The organism is Rhodoferax potami, assembly GCF_032193765.1.
In the GTDB taxonomy this organism is placed as follows: domain Bacteria; phylum Pseudomonadota; class Gammaproteobacteria; order Burkholderiales; family Burkholderiaceae_C; genus Allorhodoferax; species Allorhodoferax potami.
The window spans coordinates 823,416-837,727 of the sequence record NZ_JAVBIJ010000001.1 but is presented as its reverse complement, the minus strand read 5'-3'; the positions used below and the strand labels follow the sequence as shown (position 1 = coordinate 837,727).

Below are 14,312 nucleotides of genomic sequence, written 5' to 3'. Positions count from 1 at the left end.
GCCATGGCCACTGCCCCGACCACTGAACTGGACAACACGGACGAACACTCGACCACTGCGCTGTTCCGCGCGGCCATCGGGGATATCAGCAATGGCTACTACCTGCCCCGCTTCACCCGCTATGAGGCAGCCGACCGACCTGGCCTGAGCTGGAACTGGGCCGCCGCGCTCAACACCCTGAACTGGCTTCTGTTCCGCCGACTGTGGCAAGCAGCCTTGGTCTACAGCGGCAGCATCGTCGCGCTGGCCTTGCTGCTGTTCGGTATCGGCAAGCTGGTGTTCCAGTTTTCTGAAGGCACGCAGTGGGGCCTGCTCGCCGCGTTGGGGGCCTTGGCCTTTGTGGTGCCCGGGCTCGGGGGCAATGCGCTCTATTACCTGGCAACGCGCCAGCGGGTGCAGGCCGCCCTCACCAAAAACCAGTCGGTATCCGAAGCTTGTGAGCAGCTCAGTAAGGAGGCCAGTACCCGCAAAGGGCTGATCATCATCGCAGCCTGCAACTTGGTAGTTGCCGCCATCGCAGCCCAGTCGTATGCCATGTTCACCGGGTTTGAGCCCCTGCCTGCCGGAACACCCGTAGCCGTAGGGGTGGTGTCTGAAGGCCGCAATTTCGTCAGCGGTCGGGCCATCGATGCCACGGCCGCGGACAGTGTCAAAGCTGCTGCCTCGGCACCCTTGGCGGCGTTTGCGGCATCTGCCCCATCGGCCCCCGCGTCTGCATTGGCATCTACATCAGCATCGACTGCTGCCGCAGCCTCGGCATCCTTGCCCGCATCTGCTCCAGCCCCTGCCCCGACCGTCAGCGCTGCTGCACTCGCAGCTCCGCCCCTTGTGACCGCAAGCGCTGCGGCCAGCAAGCCGGTTTCGACAAGCGCGAGCGCGCCGGTGCCGGCCGCATCGTCGCCCGCCAAACCGCCACTCGCCCCCGCATCAGCGCCACGGGTGTTACCTGCTGCGTCTGCTGCATTGCCGGCCATTGCCAAACCTGCTGCTGCCGCCAGTGCCGCCAGCCCTCCTAGGCCCGCCCCGGTGGCCTTGCGCTCGGCGGCTGCGGACTTGGCTGCGCGCGAAGTGGCCGCATCGCTAGGGCAGTCTGCGCCGGTACGGCCGCCAACTCAGGTCACTTCACGCCCTGCTGCCGATGCCGCTGCACCTGCAGAAGTACCCGAGGCCAACCGTTTCGTGGTGAATGTGGGTCTGTTCGCCGATGCGAACAACGCACGCAATGCGCTGGTCAAACTAATGGACGCTGAGCTGCCCGTGGTGAGCAAGGAAATCCGCTTCCCCAAAGGCAATCGCACCCGTGTGCAAGTCGGCCCCTTCGATACTCTGGCCGAAGCCGATGCCGCGGCCGACAAAGTCCGCGCCCTGGAACTCGAAGCCCGCGTCGCCCCCGTACCCTAGCCCGCCGGGCTGGGACGGGGTGGTTTAGAAGCCGGCCGGGCCGGTGAACTGCTCGTGCAGCGCGTCTTGCCAGTGCTCGATTTCTTCTTCGCTCACATGCAAATGGGCCAAGCATTCCGCGCCGTGTAAGTCCCACTCACGGTGCTGCTGCACTCCTTCATGCAAAGCCACCAGGTGTTCAGCCAACAAGGCCATGGCCACCAAAGTGCGCACCTTGGCGGGAATATTGTGGTCTTTGAGCACCGTGAAATCGTGGTGGAGGCGCACAGCGTGGGCCACATCGGGCGAGAGGCGCCAGGTTTTGGCAACGATGGCGCCCACTACCGCATGGTCGGTGCGGTGGGCTTCGTTCTCTACCTCCGTCACCGTTTTGTCCGTTTGGGCCAATGCGTGGGATAAGGTGGCCTCGTAGCCCTTGATGCCTTGCAACATGACAGGAATACCTACATTACAGAACAGCCCGCAGGTGTGCGCTATGTCCGCATTCACGCCATACATCTGCCGGGCGATATAGCCCATGGCATAGGCCCGGCGGGTGGAGGTTTCCCAAAAATGCTCCAAAAGTGGTGACTTGACCTGAATCGTCTCGCGCAACAAAAAGCCGGTGAGGATCGACACGGTTTGCGAAATGCCCAGCAAGGCAACAGCTTCTGCCACGGTGGCCGCCGGACGCGAGCGGGCGTAAATGGGGCTGTTGGCCACCTTGATGAGCGCCGCAGCCATGGCCACATCGCGTGAAGCAATGCGGGCAATGGTGGCGGGCTCCGGGTCTTCGCGATTCACCTCGACCCGCAGGTCGGACAACAGCGCCGGGCAAGGCTGAATGACGATGTCTTTCAGGGGCCCTTCGGCCCGCGCTGTCTCAATCTCGCGGTCAATATCGGCTACGCGCATAGGTGCTCCTTGTTCTGAACATTATGCTCAGCACACCCCACAAAAAACGGCCCTCGCGGGCCGTTTTTTGTGGGTTTGTACTAGTCCTTCAGGTCACTGGAACCAGAAATTCGCGACTGATATGCGCACCCAGATCATTCACCCGATCCAGGAACTGGGTCAGGTAGGCGTGCAGGCCGGTGGCCAGAATCTCGTCGATACGTCCGTATTGCAGCTCCGAGCGCAGCTTGCCAGCGCGGCGCAGGGTTTCGCTGTCGGGATTGCTGGCCACGAGAGCCAGGTTACCCACTACTTCGTTCAGGCTGGCGTGCAACGAGCGGGGCATGTCGGGCTTGAGAATCAACAGCTCGGCCACGCGTTCGGGCTTGATGACATCGCGGTACACCTTGCGGTAGATCTCAAATGCAGACACGCTACGCAAAATGGCGCTCCAGTGATAAAAGTCGTACTCCTGATCCTTCTCGCTCGCAGCACCGAAAAAGTCGCTCTCCACCGCGTGAAACTTCACGTCGACCAAACGCGCAGTGTTGTCAGCCCGCTCCAGGAAGGTGCCCAAGCGCATGAAGTGCAAGGACTCGTCCATCAGCATGGTGCCAACCGTCACTCCGCGAGAGAGGTGGGAGCGGAACTTCACCCACTCAAAAAACTGGGAAGGATCTTTCTCAAAGTCTCCGCTCTTGATCATGCGTTTGACTTCGAGCCAAGTGGTGTTTTGCGTTTCCCACACCTCGGTGGTCAGCGCCCCGCGCACCGCACGCGCGTTCTCGCGGGCAGCACTCAGGCAGGACATGATGGAGGACGGATTGCTCTCGTCCTTGACCATGAAGTCCATGACCTCGCGAGCCTGAATTTCGCCGTACTTTTCCTTGTAGGAATACAGCAGCTCACTGATGGACAGCAGCCCTTGCCAACCCATCTGGGCCACGGCTTGGGATTGGGGGAGCAGCGATGTCTGGTAGTTCACATCCAGCATGCGTGCGGTGTTTTCGGCCCGCTCGGTGTAGCGGGACATCCAGAACAGGTGGTCAGCGGTGCGTGACAACATAAAAAGGTTTCCTCGTCCTTAAGCTGACTGTGTTTGTGATTGGGATTGCGACTGGGTGGCGGCTGTTGCGGCAGGAGCCGCAGGCACGTCTTCTTCCAGAATCCAGGTATCTTTAGTACCGCCGCCCTGGCTGCTGTTGACGACCAGCGAGCCTTCTTTCAGGGCCACGCGGGTCAATCCGCCTGGCACCATCTGCACGGTCTTGCCAGACAGCACGTAAGGGCGCAGGTCGATATGGCGGGGTGCGATGCCGCTTTCCACAAACGTGGGGCAGCTCGACAAGCTCAATGTGGGCTGGGCGATATAGCCGGCGGGGTTGGCCAGCACCGCTTTGCGGAAGTCTTCAATCTCGGCCTTGGTGGCAGCCGGGCCCACCAGCATGCCGTAGCCGCCGGCACCGTGCACTTCTTTCACCACCAGGTCTTTCAAGTTGGCCAAGGTGTACGCCAGGTCATCCTTGTTACGGCACATATAGGTGGGCACGTTGTTCAAGATGGGTTTCTCACCGAGGTAAAACTCGATCATCTTGGGCACATAGGGGTAGATGGACTTGTCGTCCGCAATACCGGTACCCACCGCGTTGCAGATGGTCACATTGCCCGCGCGGTAGGCGTTGATGAGGCCGGCGCAACCCAGCGTGGACGTGGGGCGGAAGACGGTGGGGTCCAGGAAGTCGTCGTCCACACGGCGGTAGATCACATCTACGCGGCGTGGGCCGCGGGTGGTGCGCATGTAGACAAAGTTGTCTTTGACAAACAAGTCCTGCCCCTCAACCAGCTCCACACCCATTTGCTGGGCGAGGAAGGCGTGCTCAAAGTAGGCGCTGTTGTACATGCCGGGGGTGAGCACCACCACGGTGGGCTCGGCCGTCGTGGCGGGGCTGCTCTGGCGCAGGGTCTCGAGCAGCAAGTCGGGGTAATGGGCCACAGGCGCCACGCGGTGCGCGCTGAACAGATCTGGGAAGAGCCGCATCATCATCTTGCGGTCTTCCAGCATGTAGCTCACGCCGCTGGGTACGCGCAGGTTGTCTTCGAGCACGTAGTACTCGCCGTTGCCCTTGGCGTCGGGTGCCCGCACGATGTCGATGCCGGAAATATGGGAGTAAATCTGGTGCGGAACATCCACACCCACCATCTCGGGGCGGAACTGGGCGTTGCCCTCAATCTGGTCGCGCGGCACGATGCCGGCTTTCAAAATCTCTTGGTCGTGGTAGATGTCGTGGATAAAGCGGTTCAGCGCATTGACACGCTGCACCAAGCCTTTTTCCATGTTGGACCACTCGTGGGCCGGGATGATGCGGGGAATCAGGTCAAACGGGATCAGGCGCTCGGTGCCGGAGCCGTCCTCGTCTTTTTCGCCGTACACGGCGAAGGTAATGCCCACGCGGCGGAAGATCATTTCCGCTTCTTCACGGCGTTTGGCCATCATGTCGCCGGGCTGGCGAGCGAGCCATTCGTCGTAAATCTTGTAGTGGTCTCTTATCTGGCTGCCCTTGCTGAAAAATTCATAAGGGAGCTGGGTGTACATCTCATCAAATTTCTGCATGTAAAAGACCTCTCTGATTACCTCTTATGCAAACTTCGGGCCACAGCGCCGATGCACCACTATGGCACATCATGGGCCCAATAATGCCGCTCGTCTTCCCGCATACACGCCACATTTTGGGGCTCTGCAGAGTGCCAACGCGCCGCACCACAACGGGGCGATAACACCAAATGGGTGCCTAAGGCCTCATAGCGCGCGACGACGGGCGCAGCAGGGTGCCCGTAGCGGTTGCGGTAGCCTGCCTGCACCAGTGCATGGCGTGGCTGGACTGCTCGCAAAAACGCATCGGTGCTGGAAGTTTTGCTACCGTGGTGCGGCACCAAAAGCACATCCGCCCGCAGCAGCGGCCGCATGGCCGGATCGTCCACCAAGCGCTGCTCTTGCGCCGCCTCAATGTCGCCTGCGAGCAGCGCGGCTTGGCGCCCGTTGCTGATGCGCAGCACACACGACAGCGCGTTGGCTTTGGGGGCAGGCTCGGCCTCATAGTCCGCAGCGTCAGGGTGCAAGACCTCAAAGTCCACACCGTCCCATTGCCAACGCATACCCGACTCACAACGCTGAGACGCGCGCAGCTGTTGCAGCGTGTGCTGTGGCTCCAGCGAACTCAGCAAGGCGGCCTGCGGCTGCATCATGAGCACCGCAGGCGCTCCCCCGACATGGTCGATGTCACGGTGGCTGAGTAACACCGTGTCGAGCCGCACATCGAGCGCTTTAAGCAGAGGCAGCAAGACGCGGTTGCCCGCGTCACTTTCGAGGCTGTAGCGTGGGCCCGCATCAAACAGCAGGGCGTGCCGCGCGGTCTGCACCAGCACCGCATTGCCCTGCCCCACATCGGCGGCGAGCAAAGAAAACTCGCCGGGCTCCGGCACGGGCGGGCGCCACAGGAGCAGCGCCAACACCGGCACCAAGCCCACCATCCGCAAGGCACGGGGCAAGGGCATTAACAAAAGCGCAGCGCCCAAAGCCGCCAGAACGCCCGGCACCAGCGGCGGCAAGGGCAAGCTCAACGCGGCGTAGGGCACGGCGGCAAGCGCATCCATCGCCGCGTAAAGCAGTACGACCGCGCCGGTAGCCGCGGTCCAGAGCGCGGGCCAAACCACCCCTAACAAACCCAGCGGAGTCACCACCAGCGTGACCCACGGAATCGCCACCACGTTGGCCAGCAACCCTACCAACGACACTTGCCCGAACCACAGCAGCACCAGCGGCGCCAAGGCCAAGGTAATCAGCCACTGCTCCCGCCACATCGCCACCGCGCCTGCGCGGAGCCGGGCCCAGCCGCGCTCCAATGTGGAGCCTTTTAGCCCTCCAGCCCTTGTATCTCCTGCACTAGCAGCTCCTGAATTGGTAGCATCTCCTGCGGCAAACAGCAGCATGACGGCCACAAAGCTAAGCCAGAACCCCGGCTGCAACATGGCCCAAGGGTCCCACAGCAGCACGCCTACTGCAGCCCACAGTGCCACCCAGGGCCAAGGCCATCTGGCGCCCTGCAATCGCAAGAGCACCACCATCGCCAGCATCAGGCAGGTGCGCTGTGCCGGCACGCCCCAACCGGAAAACACCGCATATGCCGTAGCCAACAACAAGCCCATGCCCCACGCCGCGTGGGACGCGGGCACCCATTGGCACAAACGCGCCGATGTGCGCCAGCCCCGCCGGACCAGCCAGGTGGCCGCCCAGGCAAACATCGTGATATGCAGACCCGAAATGCTCACGAGGTGACTGATCCCTGTGGCGCGGAACACATCCCAATCCGAACGCTCAATAGCCCGTTGATCCCCCACCACCAGCGCGGTGAGCAAGCCGGCCGAGCGAGGGTCTGTGACCCGGGTTTGTATCCGGTCACGGACCCACTGGCGCAGTTGTGCCACAGGCGCGGCCGTGGTCTGCTCCATCAGCAGTGGCACCGGGCTGCTCACCGTGGCACGGACATAGCCGGTGGCCTGCACACCTTGGGTCCACAGGTACAGCTCGTAGTCAAAACCATGGGGATTGATGCCGCCGTGCGGCGCCTTCAGCCGCAAAGGCAACTGCCAGCGCTGGCCGGCTCTCAAAGCAGGCGGTGTGCGCTGCAGCTCCGGTGTTTGGGTCTGGAGGTTGAAGCCGGTGGTGTACCACCCCACGTCCAGCAAACGGGGCACAGACACCGGTGTGCCATCCAAGAGCGCAACCCCCGCCCCGCTCTCGCCCGCATCTACCCGTAGCCGGAAACGGAGCCCCGATTCGGTGGCTTGGGGCATATCTGCAACGACGCCGGTCACGAGAATGTCGCGCCCCTCCAGCGCTGGGGCTAGCGCTTGACTCATGAACAGCACAGCACGCAAGCCGGTCACCCCCCAAGCCAGCGCCACTGCGGACAAGCCTGCCACACCATGACGCCACAGCCCCACTATCTTTTTGCTAGCAACCCACGCATATCCCACGAGGGCTAGTAGCACAAACGCCGCATAAACCGCAGGCGCTGACAACGTGGCTTGCTGCAACTGCAACGCCATCCCCGCCATCAGCCCCAACCCCACAGCACCGCCAGTGCGGGGCCAGACGGCAAGGCGGAGTGCGGTGGCGTACATGTAACCATGCTAACCGCGCACAGTGCGCCGAAAAATCATCTACTGCGGCAGCACTGGCGCGGACCTTGCTTTAAAAGCCTGTCAAACCCGATTGTTAGTATGGGGCCTGTGCGGCAACCGCTGCACGGCGTCCCCTGTGAGATCTACCGAGACCGGCCCATGTCCATTCACGCAGCGCTGAACCACGTTACCCACTACTCGTACGACCGTCTGGTCAATCTCGGCCCCCAAGTGATCCGCCTGCGCCCTGCCCCGCACTGCCGCAGCAAAATCATTTCCTACTCGCTCAAGGTCGAGCCCAGCACCCATTTCGTCAACTGGCAGCAGGACCCGTATGCCAACTACCAGGCCCGCCTGGTGTTCCCCGAGAAAACCCAAGAGTTCAAAGTCACGGTCGATCTGGTGGTCGAAATGGCGGTGTACAACCCCTTTGACTTCTTCCTGGAACCCACAGCCGAGAACTTCCCCTTCAAGTACGACAAGCTACTGGGCGAGGAGCTGGCTCCCTACCTCGTGGCCGAGCCGCTGACCCCGGCATTCAAAAAATTCCTGGCGGCCATCGACCTCAAGGAACGCCGCACCATCGACTTTCTGGTCTACATCAACCAGCTGGTGCACAAGGCAGTCAGCTACACCATCCGCATGGAGCCCGGTGTGCAAACACCGGAAGAAACCCTGACGCTGGCCAGCGGCTCGTGTCGCGACTCTGGCTGGTTGTTGGTGCAATTGCTGCGCCACTGCGGGCTGGCAGCACGCTTTGTCTCGGGCTACCTGATTCAGCTGGCACCGGACGTCAAATCCCTGGACGGCCCCAGCGGCACGGAGGTGGACTTCACCGACCTGCACGCCTGGTGCGAGGTGTATTTGCCCGGCGCGGGCTGGGTCGGGCTGGACGCGACCAGCGGCCTGCTGGCCGGCGAAGGCCACATCCCGCTGGCCTGCACCCCGCAGCCCAGCGGCGCGGCCCCGATTGAAGGCGGCGTGGACAAGTGCGAGGTGGAATTTGCCCACCACATGCAGGTCACCCGCATGTACGAATCCCCCCGCGTCACCAAGCCTTACACCCCCGAGCAGTGGGCCGAGGTCATGAGCCTGGGCGACGCGGTGGACGCCGAACTCGTGGCCGGCGATGTGCGCCTGACCATGGGGGGCGAGCCCACCTTTGTGGCGGTGAACGACCGCGACGCGCCCGAGTGGAACACCGACGCTCTGGGCCCCACCAAACGTGGCTTTGCCACCGAACTGGTGCACAAACTGCGCGACGAATACGGCCAAGGCGGCTTTCTGCACTTCGGCCAGGGCAAGTGGTACCCCGGCGAGCAGCTGCCCCGCTGGGCGCTCAACATTTACTGGCGTGCGGACAAACAAAAGGTGTGGAACAACCCCGCCTTGTTCACCGACGAGCGCAAGCCCACCCACTACACCGCCGAAGACGCGGGCTATTTCATCCGCACCCTGGCCGGCAAGCTGGGCCTGACCGACAAGTACGTGCAGGCCGGCTATGAAGACACCTGGTACTACCTGTGGCGCGAGCGTCGCCTGCCGGTGAATGTGGACCCCTTCAACAGCAAGCTCGACGACGAGATGGAACGCGCCCGCCTGCGCCGCGTGTTCGAGCAAAAGCTGGACTCGGTGGTGGGCTATGTGCTGCCTCTGAAAGTGGGGGATGGCCCGCGCCTGAACGGCAAGGGCAGCAACCCAAGCCTCTCCGGCCCGTGGTGGACCACCGGCCCTTGGTTCTTCCGCGACGAGCGCATGTACCTCATGCCCGGCGACTCGCCCATGGGCCTGCGCCTGCCACTGGATTCCCTGCCCTGGGTCAGCGACGGTGACTACCCGTATCTGGTGGAACGCGACCCGACCGTGGACCGGGGCGCGCTGCCTGCGCACGCAGCCTTTGCACAGCGCTATGCAACAAACCCCACAAGCTCCGTTCGGGCGGAGCCGGAAGCAGCCCTTAGCCGCGCCCAAGGCGAACGGGGAACAATGGGCACCCCCGCTGGCAGCGTATCGCCCAACGGCACGCCCTATCTCGCCGGCAACCTCGCCGTGCCAGAAGCCGACCGCAAAATGCAAACCGCCAAGAGCACCGGCGACACCAGCGTGAGCACCAACGCCCAAAGCGCCAAGCAGCCTGAGCCGGCGATGTATGCCGAGGCACCGAACCGCTTTGAGTCCGCCCACTGGATCACGCGCACCGCGCTGTGCGTGGAAGTGCGCGACCCGCGCCGCGCCAGCGGCCCCAAGGCCGAGGCTGTAGGCTCCAAATCGGGCGTGATGTATATCTTCATGCCACCCCTGGAGCGACTGGAAGACTACCTGGACCTGCTGGCCGCCATCGAGGCGACGGCCACCGAGCTCAAGATGCAAGTCGTGCTAGAAGGCTACCCGCCCCCCCGCGACCCACGCTTGAAGCTTCTGCAAGTCACCCCGGACCCCGGCGTGATCGAGGTCAACGTGCACCCGGTCACCAACTGGAAAGAACTGGTCTACAACACCGAGTTTTTGTACAACGCAGCCTTCGAGTCGCGCCTGTCTGCCGAGAAGTTCATGACCGACGGCCGCCACACCGGCACCGGCGGCGGCAACCACTTTGTGATGGGTGGCGCTACCCCCGCAGACAGCCCGTTTTTGCGCAAACCCGAGCTGCTGGCCAGCCTGCTGCTGTACTGGCACAACCACCCGTCCTTGAGCTACCTGTTCAGCGGCATGTTTGTGGGCCCGACCAGCCAGGCCCCGCGCGTGGACGAAGCCCGCAACGACCAACTCTATGAGCTGGAAATCGCCATCGAGCAGATCTACAAGAACCGCGAGCTGTACGGCCAGAGCATGCCACCGTGGTTGGTGGACCGCACGCTGCGCAACATCCTGATTGACGTGACCGGCAACACCCACCGAAGCGAGTTTTCCATCGACAAGATGTACTCGCCGGATTCATCCACCGGCCGCCTGGGCTTGCTGGAATTGCGTGCGTTTGAGATGCCGCCCCACCCGCACATGAGCAGCGTGCAGCAGCTCCTGCTGCGGGCGCTGGTGGCCCGCTTCTGGAAGACGCCCTACAAGGCACCCGTCACCCGCTGGGGCACCGAGCTGCACGACCGCTACATGCTGCCCACCTTCATCAAAATGGACTTTGATGATGTGATTGCCGACATGAATGCCGCCGGCTATGCGTTCGACACCAGCTGGTTCGCCCCGCACTACGAGTTCCGCTTCCCGATGGTCGGCTCGGTCAAGAGCATGGGTGTGGAGATGACCCTGCGCAACGCGCTGGAGCCTTGGCATGTGATGGGCGAAGAAAGTTCCGCAAGCGGAACCGCCCGCTATGTGGACTCCAGCCTGGAGCGCCTGGAGGTGCGGGTGACTGGCCTCAACGAGAGCCGCTATGTGGTCACCTGCAACGGCGAAGCCCTGCCCATGACGAGCACCGGCACAGTGGGCGAATTTGTAGCCGCCGTGCGCTACAAGGCCTGGAACCCGCCGAGCAGCCTGCACCCCACTATCGGTGTGCATGCCCCGCTGACCTTTGACATTGTGGACACCTGGATGAAGCGCTCGCTGGGTGGTTGCCAGTACTTTGTGGCCCACCCCGGCGGGCGCAATTACGACACCTTCCCGGTCAACAGCTACGAGGCCGAAAGCCGCCGCCTCTCGCGCTTTAGTGGCTTGGGCCACACCCCCGGCACGCTGGTCATTCCCCCGGCCACCATTCATGTGCCGGGCAGCAAAGAGTTCCCGTTCACCAAAGACATGCGCAGGAACTGATCTGCAGCGTCACACGGTTCGCATCTAATCTGCTGATGCGAATGTCATTCCTCCGCCAGCAGCCCCGGCTGCACGGGCCGGCGTTGCTGCTGTGCAGCGCGCTGGCCAGTGCAGCTTTTCTGCTCATGGGTGTGCCAGCGGGCATGTTGCTGGGTTGCATGCTGGCCGGTGTCCTGCTTGCCACGCAGGACATGAATGTGCAGGTCCCCGCACCGCTGTTTGCCATTGGCCAGTCGGTGATCGCCTGCCTGATGGCGCACAGCCTGCATTTCGAGGTGCTGCAACGCGTGGCCGGCGAATGGCCGCTGTTTCTAGGGCTTGCTTTTGCGGTCATGGCGGCCAGCGCGCTGCTGGGTTACTGGCTGATGCGCAGCGGTTTGCTGCCGGGCAGCACAGCCATCTGGGGCCTGGCACCGGGCGCGGCCTCCGCCATGGTGCTCATGGCGGGCGATTTCGGTGCAGACACCCGCTTGGTGGCATTCATGCAGTACCTGCGAGTTGCCATGGTCACGGCGATTGCTTCGCTGGTGGCTCATCTTGCAACAGGCGTTGCGGCCTCCCCCGAACACGTCGTACCCGGTTGGGATGTCCAGCTGGCCCATTGGTTGCACATCCAGAACCCCTTGCATGCCGGGCTGACTCTTGTGCTGGTACTGCTTGCTGCCTGGCTGGGCCGCATCCTCACATTCCCCGGTGGCCCTTTGCTCATCCCCATGGTGCTGGCACTGGCGATGGACAACCTCAGCCCCTGGAAGCTGGAACTGCCGGGCCCACTGCTGGCCCTTGCATATGCCGCGCTGGGCTGGGGCATAGGGCTGCGCTTCAACCGCGAAATTCTGGAGCACGCTTGGCGTGTGTTGCCGCGGGTGCTAATCGCCATCTTTGCCCTGATCGTGCTCGGTTTGCTGATTGCCGGCGGCCTCATGTTTTTTGCGGGCGTTGCCCCACTCACCGCGTACCTGGCCACCAGCCCCGGCGGCGCGGACTCGGTGGCGGTGATTGCGGTGGGCAGCGCGGTTGATGCAGGTTTTGTCATGGCCATGCAAATGGTCCGTTTTTTCATGGTGTTGCTGCTGGGCCCGCGCCTCTCGCGCTGGCTGGTGCAACGACTCACAAGCCGCAGTGCGGCCTGACGCGTTTCTTTTTTCAACTCAACCAGGATTTTTATGCCCTCTATCAACTTCATCGGCGGCGAAAAAGGCGGCGTCGGCAAATCGGTGCTGGCGCGCGTTTTGGCCCAGTACTTTATTGACAAGGGCCGCGCCTTCACGGGTTTTGACACCGACCGCTCCCACACCTCCTTCACCCGGTTTTACAGCGACTTCGCGTCGCCGGTGGTGGTGGACACCTACGAGGGCTTAGACCTTGTAGCCGCGGTCTACGAGGAAGAGCCCACCGAAGGCCCGCCACCGAATGTGATCGTCGATCTGGCCGCGCAAACAGCCGCTCCGCTGGCCCGCTGGGTCAAAGACTCCGACCTGGTTTCGCTGATGGCTAGCATGGGCGTCACGGTGAATTTCTGGCATGTGGCGGATGCCGGCAGAGACTCTGTCGACCTGTTGGACCGCTTGGTTGCCACTTACGGCGCCGGGCCGAACTACATCGTGGTGAAAAACCTGGGCCGCGGCAGCGACTTCTCGCAACTCGAGGAGTCCGCAGCGCTCAAAAAAGCGGTGGCACTGGGCGGTCACATCACCACCTTGCCCCAGCTGCACGAGGCCAGCATGCGCAAGATCGACCGGCAAAACGCCAGCTTTTGGGCGGCAGTTCACCGCAAAGAGGGGGACGATGCGCTGGGCATGCTGGAGCGCCAGCGTGTGAAAACGTGGCTCAAAAACTGTTACAGCACCTTCGATGCCCTGCCGCTGGGTTGAAACACCCGCCAACACTGGAGTGCTTTAGCCGGGTATTGATGAAGATCAAGTGCTCGGGCTTGGGATTTCATAACAATCCAGGCATGCCCCGCTATCGTGCGGGCATGTCTTTCACCCTAGGAAACCAAGCCATGACACAACGTCGCGAATTTATCGTTCAAGTCGCGCTCGGCAGCACCGCGCTGCTGGCAAGCCAGGTTCAAGCAGCAGGCCCCATGTTGGCTGAGACCGACGCCCAGGCCGGTGCACTCGGCTACAAGGCAGACGCCACCAAGGTGGACAAAGCCAAGTTCCCCAAATACGCCGCCGGCCAACTGTGCAACAACTGCGCGCTCTACCAGGGCAAAGCTGCAGACGCCGCTGGTGGCTGCCCCTTGTTTGCAGGCAAGCAAGTCGCCGGCAAGGGCTGGTGCAGCGCGTGGGCCAAAAAGGCCTGATTGTTTTTGTAGCCTAAGGGCTGCGCCCATCGCGGCAGCCCTTGAGGCTGCAGCCGACAGCCACCGCAACTCGTGTTGCCGGTGGCTTTTTTATTGGGGCCGGAACATCTTGAAAAGTTGCTCAGGCCCCACGCTGAAGTAATCCGCCGGCCCGCCGCCGCGCAGCACATGCCCGGCCGCAGCGGTGTCGTAGACCCCGTCCACCAGCAAGCGCCGGTCCAGGTGCACCCCGACCACCTCGCCCAAGACCAACCAACTGGGCACCGCAGCACCAGCTGCCGTTTGTAGCTGAACGACTTGGGTGCAGCGGCACTCAAAGCTGACGGGGCACTCCAGCACTCGGGGCACTTGCACCAGGGTGGAGTTCACGGGCGTCAGGCCTGCCAAGGCAAATTCATCGACCTCCGGGCCGACGGGCGCACAGGTCTGGTTCATGGCTTCCGCCAGCGGCCGGGTGACCAAATTCCAGACAAACTCGCCGGTGGCCTCGATGTTGCGTACCGTGTCTTTGTAGCCAATGCTCGAAAACCCCACGATGGGCGGCACATAGTTGAACGCATTGAAAAAACTGTAGGGCGCAAGATTCAGCACACCATCCGCGCTACGGCTCGAAATCCAGCCGATGGGCCGGGGGCCCACGATGGCATTGAAGGGATCGTGGGGCAAACCATGCCCCAAGCGGGGCTCGTAAAAATGGAAGTCAACAGTCATGGGGTATATCCGGCGAGTGGGCTTGGCCGAAAGTATGACCGGCATAGTGATTGCTTGCAGACCGAAGAAA

At 62.6% G+C, this 14,312-nt stretch carries 10 protein-coding genes; 5 read left to right on the top strand and 5 right to left on the bottom strand.

Features of this window, described 5'->3' with window-relative positions; translation table 11 throughout:
* Window positions 1-3: 3 nt before the first annotated feature.
* The gene (locus RAE21_RS03995) at window positions 4-1,401 is read left to right on the top strand and encodes an SPOR domain-containing protein (RefSeq protein WP_313880250.1); all 1,398 of its coding nucleotides are present in this window, start codon (window positions 4-6) and stop codon (window positions 1,399-1,401) included.
* A gap of 24 nt (window positions 1,402-1,425) precedes the next feature.
* Here the strand turns inward: RAE21_RS03995 and RAE21_RS03990 are convergent, their stop codons facing one another.
* The 4 genes from RAE21_RS03990 to RAE21_RS03975 all read right to left on the bottom strand — a co-directional run bounded on the left by RAE21_RS03990 (window position 1,426) and on the right by RAE21_RS03975 (window position 7,455).
* On the bottom strand, window positions 1,426-2,295 hold the full coding sequence (locus RAE21_RS03990; RefSeq protein ID WP_313873441.1) for an HDOD domain-containing protein: 870 nt from the start codon (window positions 2,293-2,295) through the stop codon (window positions 1,426-1,428).
* A gap of 88 nt (window positions 2,296-2,383) precedes the next feature.
* Entirely contained in the window at window positions 2,384-3,340 is a 957-nt protein-coding gene (locus tag RAE21_RS03985) for an alpha-E domain-containing protein (RefSeq protein WP_313873442.1), read from the bottom strand.
* Between the two features lie 18 nt (window positions 3,341-3,358).
* Window positions 3,359-4,885, bottom strand: coding sequence for a circularly permuted type 2 ATP-grasp protein (locus RAE21_RS03980; protein WP_313880249.1), 1,527 nt, complete (start codon window positions 4,883-4,885; stop codon window positions 3,359-3,361).
* 59 nt (window positions 4,886-4,944) lie between these two features.
* Complete coding sequence (locus tag RAE21_RS03975) at window positions 4,945-7,455, bottom strand: DNA internalization-related competence protein ComEC/Rec2 (RefSeq protein ID WP_313880248.1); 2,511 nt, start codon at window positions 7,453-7,455, stop codon at window positions 4,945-4,947.
* A gap of 159 nt (window positions 7,456-7,614) precedes the next feature.
* On the opposite strand from RAE21_RS03975, the gene RAE21_RS03970 reads away from it, so the two are divergent.
* The 4 genes from RAE21_RS03970 (at window position 7,615) to RAE21_RS03955 (ending at window position 13,531) form a co-directional block, all read left to right on the top strand.
* Window positions 7,615-11,220: a transglutaminase family protein gene (locus RAE21_RS03970; RefSeq protein ID WP_313880247.1), complete on the top strand. Its 3,606-nt coding sequence runs from the start codon at window positions 7,615-7,617 to the stop codon at window positions 11,218-11,220.
* Window positions 11,221-11,261: 41 nt separating this feature from the next.
* Complete coding sequence (locus tag RAE21_RS03965) at window positions 11,262-12,353, top strand: AbrB family transcriptional regulator (protein WP_313880246.1); 1,092 nt, start codon at window positions 11,262-11,264, stop codon at window positions 12,351-12,353.
* A gap of 33 nt (window positions 12,354-12,386) precedes the next feature.
* Window positions 12,387-13,094 carry a P-loop NTPase family protein gene (locus RAE21_RS03960; RefSeq protein ID WP_313880245.1) on the top strand — a complete coding sequence of 236 codons (708 nt, stop codon included), beginning with the start codon at window positions 12,387-12,389 and terminating at the stop codon, window positions 13,092-13,094.
* Between the two features lie 131 nt (window positions 13,095-13,225).
* Window positions 13,226-13,531 carry a high-potential iron-sulfur protein gene (locus RAE21_RS03955; protein ID WP_313880244.1) on the top strand — a complete coding sequence of 102 codons (306 nt, stop codon included), beginning with the start codon at window positions 13,226-13,228 and terminating at the stop codon, window positions 13,529-13,531.
* Between the two features lie 90 nt (window positions 13,532-13,621).
* Here RAE21_RS03955 and RAE21_RS03950 read toward each other — a convergent pair whose 3' ends face one another.
* Window positions 13,622-14,242 carry a flavin reductase family protein gene (locus RAE21_RS03950; protein ID WP_313880243.1) on the bottom strand — a complete coding sequence of 207 codons (621 nt, stop codon included), beginning with the start codon at window positions 14,240-14,242 and terminating at the stop codon, window positions 13,622-13,624.
* Window positions 14,243-14,312: the final 70 nt, after the last annotated feature.

Coding starts and splice junctions, on each gene's coding strand:
- RAE21_RS03995 (WP_313880250.1), top strand. CDS start 4: ATGGCCACTGCCCCGACCACTGAACTGGACAACACGGACGAACACTCG.
- RAE21_RS03960 (WP_313880245.1), top strand. CDS start 12,387: ATGCCCTCTATCAACTTCATCGGCGGCGAAAAAGGCGGCGTCGGCAAA.
- RAE21_RS03975 (WP_313880248.1), bottom strand. CDS start 7,455: ATGTACGCCACCGCACTCCGCCTTGCCGTCTGGCCCCGCACTGGCGGT.
- RAE21_RS03970 (WP_313880247.1), top strand. CDS start 7,615: ATGTCCATTCACGCAGCGCTGAACCACGTTACCCACTACTCGTACGAC.
- RAE21_RS03950 (WP_313880243.1), bottom strand. CDS start 14,242: ATGACTGTTGACTTCCATTTTTACGAGCCCCGCTTGGGGCATGGTTTG.
- RAE21_RS03965 (WP_313880246.1), top strand. CDS start 11,262: ATGTCATTCCTCCGCCAGCAGCCCCGGCTGCACGGGCCGGCGTTGCTG.
- RAE21_RS03955 (WP_313880244.1), top strand. CDS start 13,226: ATGACACAACGTCGCGAATTTATCGTTCAAGTCGCGCTCGGCAGCACC.
- RAE21_RS03985 (WP_313873442.1), bottom strand. CDS start 3,340: ATGTTGTCACGCACCGCTGACCACCTGTTCTGGATGTCCCGCTACACC.
- RAE21_RS03990 (WP_313873441.1), bottom strand. CDS start 2,295: ATGCGCGTAGCCGATATTGACCGCGAGATTGAGACAGCGCGGGCCGAA.
- RAE21_RS03980 (WP_313880249.1), bottom strand. CDS start 4,885: ATGCAGAAATTTGATGAGATGTACACCCAGCTCCCTTATGAATTTTTC.